Annotated in this window: 10 protein-coding genes; 3 read left to right on the top strand and 7 right to left on the bottom strand. The window is 66.9% G+C overall.

Annotation, left to right across the window (positions count from 1 at the left end; genetic code table 11):
• Window positions 1-1,419 (bottom strand): NarK/NasA family nitrate transporter, encoded by a 1,419-nt coding sequence (locus B1790_RS17905; RefSeq protein WP_079924614.1) that lies wholly within the window; start codon window positions 1,417-1,419, stop codon window positions 1-3.
• A 186-nt stretch (window positions 1,420-1,605) separates the two neighbouring features.
• Between B1790_RS17905 and B1790_RS17900 the strand changes: the two genes are divergently transcribed.
• Genes B1790_RS17900 through B1790_RS17890 form a run of 3 tightly spaced genes read left to right on the top strand, consistent with a single transcriptional unit; the run spans window position 1,606 to window position 4,753 of the window.
• Complete coding sequence (locus tag B1790_RS17900; RefSeq protein WP_079924613.1) at window positions 1,606-1,962, top strand: molybdopterin oxidoreductase; 357 nt, start codon at window positions 1,606-1,608, stop codon at window positions 1,960-1,962.
• Window positions 1,959-4,439, top strand: coding sequence for a nitrite reductase large subunit NirB (nirB, locus tag B1790_RS17895; protein WP_079924612.1), 2,481 nt, complete (start codon window positions 1,959-1,961; stop codon window positions 4,437-4,439). The genes B1790_RS17900 and nirB overlap by 4 nt, the downstream gene beginning before the upstream one ends.
• Window positions 4,436-4,753: a Rieske 2Fe-2S domain-containing protein gene (locus tag B1790_RS17890; RefSeq protein WP_079924611.1), complete on the top strand. Its 318-nt coding sequence runs from the start codon at window positions 4,436-4,438 to the stop codon at window positions 4,751-4,753. Before nirB ends, B1790_RS17890 begins: the two co-directional genes overlap by 4 nt.
• A 4-nt stretch (window positions 4,754-4,757) precedes the next feature.
• Here B1790_RS17890 and B1790_RS17885 read toward each other — a convergent pair whose 3' ends face one another.
• The 6 genes from B1790_RS17885 to B1790_RS17860 all read right to left on the bottom strand — a co-directional run bounded on the left by B1790_RS17885 (window position 4,758) and on the right by B1790_RS17860 (window position 12,255).
• Window positions 4,758-5,531: a DUF1206 domain-containing protein gene (locus B1790_RS17885; RefSeq protein WP_079924610.1), complete on the bottom strand. Its 774-nt coding sequence runs from the start codon at window positions 5,529-5,531 to the stop codon at window positions 4,758-4,760.
• A gap of 125 nt (window positions 5,532-5,656) precedes the next feature.
• Window positions 5,657-7,927, bottom strand: a complete 2,271-nt coding sequence (locus tag B1790_RS17880; RefSeq protein ID WP_079924609.1) for a hypothetical protein — start codon at window positions 7,925-7,927, stop codon at window positions 5,657-5,659.
• An 804-nt stretch (window positions 7,928-8,731) separates the two neighbouring features.
• Window positions 8,732-9,121 (bottom strand): universal stress protein, encoded by a 390-nt coding sequence (locus tag B1790_RS17875; protein WP_056553794.1) that lies wholly within the window; start codon window positions 9,119-9,121, stop codon window positions 8,732-8,734.
• A gap of 61 nt (window positions 9,122-9,182) precedes the next feature.
• A complete protein-coding gene (locus B1790_RS17870; protein WP_079924662.1) occupies window positions 9,183-10,721 on the bottom strand; it encodes a tripartite tricarboxylate transporter permease in 1,539 nt (512 codons plus the stop codon).
• 2 nt (window positions 10,722-10,723) lie between these two features.
• Complete coding sequence (locus B1790_RS17865; RefSeq protein ID WP_079924608.1) at window positions 10,724-11,260, bottom strand: tripartite tricarboxylate transporter TctB family protein; 537 nt, start codon at window positions 11,258-11,260, stop codon at window positions 10,724-10,726.
• Window positions 11,257-12,255: a tripartite tricarboxylate transporter substrate binding protein gene (locus B1790_RS17860; protein ID WP_079924607.1), complete on the bottom strand. Its 999-nt coding sequence runs from the start codon at window positions 12,253-12,255 to the stop codon at window positions 11,257-11,259. Before B1790_RS17860 ends, B1790_RS17865 begins: the two co-directional genes overlap by 4 nt.
• Window positions 12,256-12,258: the final 3 nt, after the last annotated feature.

Genomic DNA, 12,258 nt, shown 5'->3' with positions numbered 1-12,258 from the left:
TCAGCCCGCGGCAACGGGTTCGGCGGACTTGCCGACGGGCACGCCGGTGCGGGCCCGAGTTTGCATCCTCAGGAACACGAACCAGGTCGTGACCGCACAGACCACGTAGAAGCCCAGGAAGACCCAGAACGCGTTGGTCGCGGACTTCGCGTCGCCGACGTAGGACGCCCTGAGCACGATGTTGATGAAGACGCCGCCCAGCGCGCCGACGGCTCCGGCGAACCCGATCAACGCACCCGACATGCTGCGCGACCACGACGCCTTCTCCTCGCGGCTCCAGCCCTCCTTGCCCTGAGCCTTCGCCTCGAATATCGACGGAATCATCTTGTAGGTCGAGCCGTTTCCGATGCCGGACAGGATGAACAGCAGGATGAAGCCGACGACGTAGGCGGCCAGCTGCCCGCCGGTGGGTGCTCCGGCGGCGGCGTCGTCAAGCATGCCCGCGCCCACGAGGATGCCCGCGGCGAAGATCATCGCGACGAACGCGTACAGCGTCACCTTGCCGCCGCCGATGCGGTCGGCGAGCTTGCCGCCGAACGGTCGTGCGACGGACCCCAGCAGCGGTCCGATGAACGCGATCTGCGCGGCGTGCAGCGACGCCTGCGCGGCGGTGTCGCCACCGGCCAGGTAGTTGATCTGCATGACCTGACCGAAGGCGAAGCTGAAGCCGATGAAGGAGCCGAAGGTGCCGATGTAGAGGAAGCTCATCACCCAGGAGTGCTTGTACCGCAACGCCTCAACCATTGCCCCCAGGTTGGAGCGCTGATTGCGGAGGTTGTCCATGTAGAACGCCGCGCCGAGGGCGGCGAGGGCGATCGCGACCAAGTAGATGGCGCAGACGATTTCGGGTGCGGTGTTGCTGATGGCCGAGATCACGAACAGGCCGATCAGCTGGATGACCGGAACGCCGATGTTTCCGCCGCCGGCGTTGAGCCCCAGTGCCCAGCCCTTGAGCCGTTGCGGATAGAACGCGTTGATGTTGGTCATCGACGAGGCGAAGTTGCCGCCACCGAAGCCGGCGAACGCCGCCACGACCATGAACGTCGTGTAGGAGGTGTCGGGATTCTTCATCACCCACAACGTCAGCACCGTCGGGATCAGCAGTAGCAGCGCGCTGACGATGGTCCAGTTGCGGCCGCCGAAGCGGGCCGGCGCGATGGTGTACGGAATCCGCATGAACGCACCGACCAGCGTCGGCATCGCCACCAGGTAGAACTTGCCCGCGGCGTCGATGTGGTACACCGCCTGGGGCATGAACAGCACCATGACCGACCAGATCGACCAGATCGAGAAGCCCACGTGCTCGGCGACGATGGACCAGATCAGGTTGCGCTTGGCGATCTGCTTGCCACCCGCCTCCCATGCGGCGACGTCTTCTGCGTCCCAGTGCTCTATGTTGCGGTCGCGTGTGAGCGGCATCACTGATTCTCCTTGAAAGGTGTTGAATCAGGTTTACGGTCAGGCCATTCCGCATCCGTTGCCCAGCCGTGTCGACTGTGTCAACACTGCCTCACACGTGCCACGGGGTGCAGGTGAGGCGATCGTGTTCACAGTGGTCGCGCCGACGAAACGATTCCGAAACACGACCGACCTAGCTTCGGTGCGATGAGCGATGGCAGCACACCGGTCTTCCTCCAGGGTCCATTCGCGTTCGAGGGTAAGGGCTTGGACGAGCCGCTGTTGATCGACGAATCGTTGCGCTACGTCGTCCCCGCAGGCACGACCACTCAACCGGTCTACTTTCGCGGCGGAAACTCCACCGACGACATGATCTCGGTCGTCCTGTTCTGTGACGGAAAGCCGTTGCGCTACTTCCCCATTGGCGCGAAGAACGCGACCCACGTCGCACTGAGGGTGGTCGAGGACCTGCTCGCCGACTCGGTTCTCGAACTTCACGTCGCGGCGCCAAGCGGCTGTAGCGGAACGGTCGTCGTCGACCTCGGGCTGGTGCAGATCCAATGACCGCCGACGCCCGCCGCAGGCTCGTCGTCGTCGGCAACGGGATGGCCGGTGTCAGGGCGGTCGAGGAGATCCTCGCTCGCGGTGGCTCGGAGTCGTTCGACGTCACCGTCTTTGGTGACGAGCCCTACGGCAACTACAACCGAATCCTGTTGTCCAACGTGCTCGCCGGCAGCGACGATCCCAGCGAGATCTACCTCAACGAGGTCGACTGGTACGCCGAGAACGGGATCACCCTTCGGGCCGGCGTCCGAGTGGTCCGCGTCGACTCCTACGCCCGCATCGTGCACTCCGACGACGGCGCGACGACCCGGTACGACAAGCTCATCCTGGCCACCGGCAGCCGGTCGTTCTTCCCACCGATGTCCGGTTTGTGGGCGGACGACAAGAACCTCACCGACGGCGTCTTCGGATTCCGGACCCTCGACGACTGCGTCGGCATGATCACCGAGGCCGCGCACCGCACCAAGGCGGTCGTGATCGGCGGTGGACTGCTCGGCCTCGAGGCGGCCCGTGGCTTGCAGAACCGGGGATTGACCGTCGACGTCGTCCACGCCGGACCGACCCTGATGAACGCGCAGCTCGACGACCCTGCCGGGGTGATTCTGCGCAGCTCCGTCGAAGGCGTCGGCATCCGGGTGCACGTCGACAAGCGCACCACGGAGGTGACTACGTCCGACGACGGCCGACTCACCGGCATCGTGTTCTCCGACGGCACCTCGATCGACTGCGACATGCTCGTCGTCGCCACGGGGATCCGGCCGAACGTCGGCCTGGCGCAACGTGCCGGACTGACCGTCGAACGCGCCATCGTCGTCGACGACCACATGCGCTCGGTCGACGACGACGACGTGTACGTCGTCGGCGAATGTGCCCAGCACCGCGGTCAGGTCTACGGGCTCGTGGCACCGCTGTGGGAACAGGCCGCAGTCCTCGCCGATCACCTTACCGGCGCCAACACCGTTGCGGCATATCATGGTTCGCGCACCGCGACCAAGCTGAAGGTGGCCGGCGTCGACGTCGCGTCGATGGGGCTGAAGGGCCCGGAACTGCCCGGCGACGAATTCGTCCAGTTCTCCGAACCCCGGCGGGGGGTGTACAAGACGATCGTCATCCGCGACGGCAAGTTGGTGGGCGCGACCCTGGTCGGGGACGTCAGCAAGGTGTCGTTCCTGACCCAGGCCTTCGACAGTGGCCTTCCGCTGCCCGACGAACGCGTCTCGATGTTGTTCGACATCGGCACGCCAGCAGTGACGGTCGGGGTGTCCGAGCTGTCCGACGACTCACAGGTCTGCAACTGCAACGGTGTCTCCAAGGGCGCGTTGGTGGCCTGCGTGCGCGGCGGCGAGAACACCGTCACCGGCGTCATGAAGGCGACCAAGGCGGGCAAGGGCTGCGGCTCTTGCAAGCAGCTGGTCGCCCAGGTGGTGGAGTGGGCGGCCGGCGGTGCGGTCACCGAAGACCCGTCGGCGAGCTGGTACGTCGCCGGCGTCCCCTACGACAAACCGACGCTGATGACCATGATCCGAGAACTCCAATTGCATTCCGTGTCATCGGTGTTCGCTGCATTGGCACCCGACGGCAGGCACGACGCCGGCTCGAAGATGGGGTTGGCCTCACTGCTGGAGACGATGTGGGCCGACGAGTTCGTCGACGAGCGGGACGCGCGCTTCGTCAACGATCGGGTGCACGCCAACATTCAGCGCGACGGGACGTTCTCGGTGGTGCCGCAGATGAAGGGCGGCGTCACCGATTCGCACCAGCTGCGCACGATCGCCGACGTCGCCGACAAGTACGACGTCCCGATGATCAAGCTCACCGGAGGTCAGCGCATCGACCTGCTCGGCATCAAGAAGGAGGATCTGCCCGCGGTGTGGGCGGACCTCGACATGCCGTCCGGATTCGCGTACGGCAAGAGCTTTCGCACCGTGAAGACCTGCGTCGGCAGTGATTTCTGCCGCTTCGGCGTCGGCGACTCGACGGCGCTGGGCATCGCCATCGAGGAACGCTTCCAGGGTCTGGCGAGCCCGGCCAAGATGAAGCTCGCCGTCACCGGGTGTCCCCGCAACTGTGCGGAGGCGCTGTGCAAGGACCTCGGTGTCGTCGCGGTGGACGGTGGCCGGTGGGAGATCTACGTCGGTGGTGCCGCGGGCGCCCACATCCGCAAGGGCGATCTGCTCGCCACCGTCGACGACGCCGCGGAGGTTATGGTGCTGACCGGTCGTTTCCTGCAGTACTACCGGGAGAGCGCGAACTGGTTGGAGCGCACCTACGCGTGGGTGCCCCGGGTCGGGATCGAGCACATCCGTGCCGTGGTCGTCGACGACACCGACGGATTGGCGGCGCAGCTGGACGCCAACATGTCGAAATCCGTTGCGGCCTATCGAGACCCGTGGTTGGACGGTCGCGAGCCCGCGAGTGAGGGGCAGTTCCGGTCGTCGTTGCCGTTGCTGCCGCTCCCCCAGGTTCCAGTGCGATGAGCGACGTCGCGGTCGGACGGGTCGACGAGATTCCGGTCGGCGAGGGACGCACCTTCGCCGTGGACGGCGAGCAGATCGCCGTCTACCGCATGCGGGACGGCACGTTACGGGCGCTTGGCGCGGTGTGTCCGCACCGCGGCGGGCCGCTGGCCGACGGGCTCACCGACGACGACTCGGTGGTGTGCCCGCTGCACGGTCGCACCTACGACCTCACCAGCGGGGCCGAGACGACCGGCAGCGGCGAAGGGGTCTGCTCGCATCCCGTGCGTCTGGAGGACGACGGGTCGATCCACCTGACCCGCGAATGCGGTTGAGCGGTCACATGTCTGCGTGCCGAGCGCGGACGAAGCCGTACGCGCCGTAGGCGGCGAGGCCGACCGCGGCGAGCAGCAAAAGGAACTTACCGAACGGTGCGGCGCCAAGAGTCTTGACGGCCGAGTCGATTCCGGAGGCCTTCGCGGGGTCCGCGGTGTAGGTGGCGACGATGACCAGGATGCCCGCGCCCGCCAATACCAAGCCCTTGGCGACGTAACCGACGATTCCCACCCAGGTGACGGCGGTGCCGCCCGACACGTCGAGGTCCTTGAAGAACTTCTTCGTGACGCCCTTGTACACGTGGTAGCCGCCGACCCCGATGATGCCGAGCGCGATGACGACCAATACCGCCTTGCCCCAACCGGATTTCATCATCTCAGCGCTCAGGCCCGCGTTCTGCTGACCGCTGGACTTCCCACTGCCCACCGCGAACCTGCCGGCCGAGAAGGCCAGCGAGAGGTAGACCACGCCGACGGCGGCGGACTTCACCCGATGCTTGGCGTCGTCTTCGAGGAACGTCTCGACGAGGTACCAGACGCCCAGCGCCGCGAGGACGACGGTAGCCACCCACAGCATGACCGCGCCGCCGGGTTGCGCGGCAAGCGTGGCCAACGCACCGGATTGGTCGGCGTTGCCGCCGGCGCCAAGCGCCAACTGCGCGATGATGAAGGCGATCAGAAGGTGCAGGAGTCCGCTGGCCGCAAAGCCCGCTCGCGCCGCGCGTTCGAACCATACGTTGTCGTGGGCGGTGTGAGCCGCCGACCGGGTGTCGACCATGGCTCGGGTGTACCCAGGCCTCGTGACGTGCCAAACCGGATAATTGACGGCAATGTAGGAGCGCCGCAGACGACGGTGGGCCCCTCCGTCGGGAGGGGCCCACCGCCTTACTTCGCTGCTGCAGCCTAAGCCGCGGCGCCCGAGGCGCCGGACTTGGTGTCGCCACCGGCAGAGGATGCGGACTTCGCATCCTTGGCATCCTGCTTCGCCTGCTTGGCGGCGTCCTTGGCGTCCTGCTTTGCCTTCTTCGCGGCGTCCTTGGCGTCCTGCTTGGCCTTCTTGTCCGCGGCCTTGGCGTCCTTCGCGGCCTGCTTGGCGTCGCTGCTCGTCGGGGTGGCTTCAGTCTCCGGCGTGGTCGTCGACGTTGCTCCGGCGGTCACGGCCGTTGGAGTGCCCTTGTCCAGCTTGGCGCTGCTCTGGAGCTCGGCAGTACCCCTGGCGCTGGCGCCCTGGGTGGCGGACGGGCCCGAGATGATCCCGGCTGCCGTCTTGATCGTGGTGTCGATCGTGCCGGCCACCTGATTGACGGTTCCCAGGCCGGAGGCACCTACGGCGCCTGCGGTCGCCAGACCCTGGGCAGCCGTGTTCGTTGCACCAGCGAGAGCCTGAGCGCCGGTGTTCACGATGCCGGCGAGAGCCTGAGCCCCCGTCGCCGTTCCGTACGCGAGAGCCTGCGCGGCCGTCGCCCCGGCACCAGCGAGCCCCTGAGCCAACCCCGTCACTCCACCGGTCGCCAACGACTGCAGCGCAGCCGCGTAGTTGCCGGGGTTCAGCGGGTTGGAAAGGATCGCCGCGACGGCGCCGACTCCACCGGTCGCGAAGGCGACGCCCGTCTTGCCGATCGCAGCCAAAGCCGTTGCGCCCGTAACGCCGACACCTTGCAGCGCGGTGGCGCCGGTGACGGTGACGGCCCCCAGCGCGGCGATACCCGTCGCGCCTGCGGCCCCCAGTGCGGCTACCCCGGTGTTGCCAAGGCCTTGCAGCCCGATCGCGCCGGCGTCCCGGATGCCGGTCAGCGTTTCCCCGACGGCTTGCCCCGTGCCCGCGAGGACCACGGCGGCGGCAGCCGCGAGATCTCCTGGGGTGACGGCCAGCGTGGAGACCTGGCCGGCGTCGAGCGATGCCACGCGCGCCGCGGACGCGGCAGCCGGGGCGGGCCCGATCGCGAGTCCGAGTGCGGTCGTGATCGCACTGATCAGCGTGGCACCGACGCCGCCGACGGTCGCAAGGGTGGTCGCACCTGCCTGTCCGAAGCCGGCGAGCACCTGTGCGCCACTGCCGACCGCCGAAGCGAGGGTGACGGCGCCTGCCTGCGCGACCGGGCCGAGGGCAGCAGCCACGTTGTTGATCGTGGCCAGTCCGGCCGCGACCGTGCCTCCGAGGCCGGCAAGGCCGACCGCACCGGTGGCGCCGAGTCCGGCCAGTCCGGCCGTCAGTCCGGCGGACGTGCCGGTCAGCAGCGATCCGAGCGCCACCGCGTAGTTCGCGGGGTTCAGCGGATTGGCGAGAATGGCCGTCAGCGCACCAACCCCGCCCCCGGCGATGGCGGCGCCGGCGGCGCCCGCGGCCGCCAGCCCGGTTGCGCCGGTGTTGACGATGGTGCCCAGGCCCGTGCCGATCGTGTTGCCAATGCCGTTGAGTCCGAACGCGCCGGCCTGGCCAAGACCCGAGAGGGCCAACGCTCCGGCGGTGCCGAGACCGCCCAACGCGACACCGAGTCCGGCTCCGACGCCGCTGAGCGCCTGCGTACCCGCGGTCGCGAGTCCCACGTAGGCGTCGCTCAATGCCATGGCGGCCCCGCTTGCGAGGGTCCCCACCGCGGCCAGCAGGTCGGGGGTGAGGTCAGCCAGTGCCTGACCGATGGCCGTGTTGAGCGTGGTGCCTGCCTGACCGAGGGTGGCCAGCAGGTTGGTGCCCAACGCACCCACCGCATAGTTCGCCAAGTTGCCCGAAACACCGAGTCCCAATGCGGCCTGACTCAGCCCCTGGCTGCCGCCCGCGATGAGAAGCGCCAGTGCGGCCGGGTAGGCGCCCGGGTTGAGCGGGTTCGCGGCGATCGTTGCGAGTGCGCCGATGGTGGTCGCCGACAGCGTGTTGCCGAACGTTCCGACGGTCTGGTTGAGCGCGTTGCCCGCCGTACCAAAGTTGAACAGTGCATTCGAGCCCGTGACACCGAGGCCCTGCGCCCCCTGGGCCAAGGCCAGCGTGGCGCCGGCGGTGAGGTCGGCGAGTGCCGACGCCAAGCCCGTGGGCGTGTACTCGGCGAAGACCGTCGAAATCTGGTCTGCCTTGATGCTCAGGCTCGGCGGCGTGGGCGTGAGGGGAGCAATTGCGATGGCGGTTGCGCCTACGAGGGCGATGCCTGCGGTCAATGGTGAGCGGATGGCGCGTTGCATGTGAATCTCCTGCGTTGGGATGAGACCGATGGGCAAACTTTATAACTCTGTAATGGTCAGATGCACTACTTTGCTGGAGAAATTTTTCAAACGCCCCGTTGATCTTGAATTTCATTTGCTGAATGGCGCGAATGACGGCTTGCCAATCGAGCCGGCAGCGGGATTCTGGCAAAGTCAGTCCCTTAAGTGGCGGCCCCGAGTCAGACGGCGACAGCAACGTGGTCGATCGTCGACCCACCCGCCGATTGATTGACGATGCCGTCGATATACGCAGTTCATCGCCAGTGTGCCCGCAATGAGGCGTCGCCCAAGGACCAAGAGCGAACTCATTCAGCAATCCCGTGAGCAGTGCAACACCGACCGACCTCGGTGGCCTGGCTCACTATTGACAGGCGCCCCAACGATTCGCCCGCGCGCAGAGTTCCCGTGGCGAGGCGCGACCGGCCCAGGGCGACGCCTCGGAGTGTCGCGACCGGCTACCGACGGGTTAGCGGTGAATCGAACACCCTCTGCACCAGGGATGTCCGGCCGCGAGGCCCGCGACCACGCGGCCGCGAGATTTCCGGACTTGGCAGTGATCAGGCGGTCGACGCCCGGGTGCCTTGACCCCGGCGTCGACCGACCGACTCCGTAAAACCCCAGTTCACAGCCGACATTGCAATTGCAAAGCACCGATTCCGGATGGTCCAGCCATTTGCGATCATGATCGGTTTAAAGGCGAGAAGCGAATGTTCTCTGCCATTGTTCGACCAATCTCGAGTTCGCCAGCAGCAAATTCTATTGACGCTTGCGTCGATGCCTGGGTTACGGAGCTGGTTTGACGGCCAGCACCGGCTTCTGGCATTCGAGGAGCAGCTGCTGGGACACACTTCCCAACAGCAGTTTCCCCACCGGATTGCGGTGCCGAATTCCGATCACCAACAGCTCGGCATCGGGACGGTCCATCACCGTGAGGAGCTCGTCGACTGGGTCGACGCCCACCGGTTGGGTCAGCTCGTAGGCCAACCCGCTGTTCCTCAGTCGCACCTCGACGTCGTGCACCTCGGGGGCTCCGGCGAAGGCCGGGTCGACGTACGCGTCGCCCTTGGTCGAGTTGACGACCAGCAGGCCCGTCCCCCGGACCGACGCCTCGGTCATGGCGTGTTCCAGCGCGGCCTGGCCGTACTGGTCCGCGGTGTATCCGACGACTATCATTTCGCCTCCTCGCGCAAGCGCTCGTCAGTGCCAGTCGGTTTCTCGCGCAAGCGCTCGTCAGTCACGCCTGGGCCTTCTCTCTCTGATCCTTGTCATCCTCGACCAGCAGCAGCGTCTCCTCGCTGCGGTTCATCAGCCTCAACACCAACGGCGCCAGCAGCAGCAGCGCCATGCAGACGTACACGCCGATCGCCACGGGCTCGGTGAACAGGCTCCCCCACTCGCCGCCGCCCAGCTGAAGGCTCTGCCGCAACTGACGCTCGATACGCGGCCCGAGGATGACGCCGATGATCAGCGGCAGCACCGGCAAGCCAAACCGCCGCATCATCAAGCCGAGCAGGCCAAAGACCAACAACAGCACCAAGTCGAGCGGCTGAATGTTGACGGCGAACGCGCCGAGCGTCGCAAAGAACAGGATGCCTGCGTAGAGATACGGCCGCGGGGTCCTCAGCAGCTTCGCCCAGATCGGCGCCAGCGGAAGGTTCAGCACCAACAGGAGGAAGTTGCCGATGAAGAGGCTCGCGATCAGCGTCCAGATCAGCAGCGGCTCCTTGTCGAAGAGCGTCGGGCCGGGCTGGATTCCATAGGACACGAATGCCGTCAGCATCACCGCGGCGGTCGCGTTCGTCGGCAGGCCGAGCGACAGCATCGGGACCAAAGTGCCTGCCGCCGACGCGTTGTTCGCCGCCTCCGGACCCGCGACGCCCTCGATGGCACCCTTGCCGAACTCCTCGGGATGCTTGGAGAGCTTCTTCTCGGTGATGTAGGACAGGAACGTCGGCAACTCGGCGCCACCGGCCGGCAGCGCTCCGAACGGGAAGCCGTACGCCGTCCCGCGCAGCCACGGCTTCCACGACCGTTGCCAGTCGCTCTTGCCCATCCACGGCCTGCCGACCGGGATGACCTCGGCGGGCTTCTGCCGCAGGTGCGCGGCGACCCAGAGAGCCTCGCCGAGAGCGAAGATCGCCACCGCGATCACGACGATGTCGATGCCGTCGGACAGCTGCGGCAAGCCGAACGTGGCCCTGGCCTGGCCGGTCAGGGAGTCGATGCCGACCAACCCGATCGCCAATCCGAGGAACAGCGAGATGCCGCCGCGCAGCTTCGACGAGCCGAGGACCGCGGTGACCGCGACCAACGCGAACAACATGATCGCCAGGTAGGACGGCGCGCCGAGGGTGACGGCGAAGCGCGAGATCGCCGGGGCGAAGAGCGCCAGCAGCAGGGTGCCGATGGTGCCCGCGACGAACGACCCGATGGCCGCCGTCGCCAGCGCCTGCGCGGCTCTGCCCGCCTTGGCCATCTTGTTGCCCTCGATCGCCGTGATCACCGAGGACGACTCGCCAGGCGTGTTCAGCAGGATCGACGTGGTCGACCCGCCGTACATGCCGCCGTAGAAGATGCCGGCGAACATGATGAACGCCGCGCTGGGGCTGACGTTGTAGGTGATGGGTAGCAGCAGGGCCACCGTCATCGCGGGCCCGATCCCGGGCAGGACGCCGACGGCGGTGCCCAGGAGCACGCCGATGCAGGCGTAGAGCAGATTCATCGGCGTGGCGGCCTGCTCGAAGCCCTGGAGAAGCCAGCCCAGATTGTCCAACATCAGAGAATCCCATCCAGAATGCCTGCGGGCAGCGGAATTCCGAGCCCCGAGTAGAACGCGTAGAAGCTGGCGGTGCTCAGCACCGCGCCGATCACGATGTTGCGCACGTAGTGCTTGCTGCCGAGAACCGTTGCGCACGCGGCGAACATCAGAGCGCCGGTGATCGCCCAGCCCAGCGGCATGACGAGCAGGATCGTGGCCACGAAGATCGCCACCAGCAGACCGACGGTGCGCCAGTCACTGGGTCGATCCGGGTCGATGTCCTCCCCCGCATCCGCCTCACCCTTCGAACCGCGCGGGATGACGATCGCCAGGATGGCGGCCATCACCAACAATCCGATCCCGATGATCATCGGGAACAGCCGTGGCCCAACGGGATCCACCTTGGCGAAGCCCCCGGGAAGGTTGAGCGCGTCGTAGATGATGAACGCGCCGACCAACACCAGCACCGCACACACCAGGTACTGCGCCCGGTCGACGGTGGGCTCCTGCGTCGTCACCGGCTGCTCCGCCGGCTTCTCGATCGGCTCGGTCATAGCAGCCCCAGCTCGGTCAACGTCGTCGAGACGCGTTGGTCCTGATCCTTGAGGAACTGTTCGAACGGTGCTCCGGTCATGAACGCGTCGCTCCAACCGTTCTTCACCAGGGCCTCCTTCCAAGCGTCGGTGGCATGCAATTCTTCGAGCGTCTTGACGAGCACCTGTTTGGACTCCTCCGAGATGTCCGGCGGCGCCAGGACGCCACGCCAGTTGGTGAAGGTGAGGTTGACTCCGGCTTCCTTCAGCGTCGGCGCGTCGACGCCTTCTACGCGCTTGTCGCCGGAGACGGCGAGAACCCGGACCTGACCGGCCTCGATCTGGTCGACGTACTCGCCGAGACCCGAAGTGCCCGCGGCGATCTTCTGCCCGAGCAGCGCGGTGAGCAGGTCGCCGCCGCCGTCGTAGGAGACGAAGTTGACCTTCTTGGGGTCGACGCCAACGGCGCGTGCGGTCTCCATCGGGAACAGGTGGTCGGGCCCGCCCGGCGACGAACCACCGCCGATGGTGACCTTGGCCGGATCGGCCTTCCACGCCGCGACGAAGTCGGCCATCGTCTTGAACGGGGAGTCGGCGGGCACCAGGATGCCTTCCTGCTCCTCGACGACCTTCGCGAGCGCGGTCGCGTTGGTGGCCAGCGCGCTGGACCCGTTGGTGTACACCGCGCCGACGACGCCGAGCCCCATCATCATCATGAGGTCGCCGTTGCCCTTCTCGTTCATCAGCCGGGCCATGGCGACGGTGCCGCCAGCGCCGATGACGTTGAACACCTCGACGCGACCGGTGATGTCGTCGTCCTCCATGATCTTCACGGCGGTGCGCGCGGTCAGGTCATACCCGCCGCCGGGGCTGTTGGGCACCATCATCCGCAGCCGGTGCAGGCCGGAGTCGTCGTTGCCGCGCGTCACCCCGCAGCCGGTCGCGAACGCGGCCGCGAGCGCAAGGCTGATCAGGAACGCGAGAATGCGCGTCGTTCTCGGAGGTCGTGCTCTCATAGG

The sequence above is a fragment of the Mycobacterium sp. AT1 genome, from assembly GCF_002043095.1.
Taxonomy (GTDB): domain Bacteria; phylum Actinomycetota; class Actinomycetes; order Mycobacteriales; family Mycobacteriaceae; genus Mycobacterium.
Note: the sequence above shows the minus strand (reverse complement) of the source record. Positions and strands in the feature narration are given on the sequence as shown.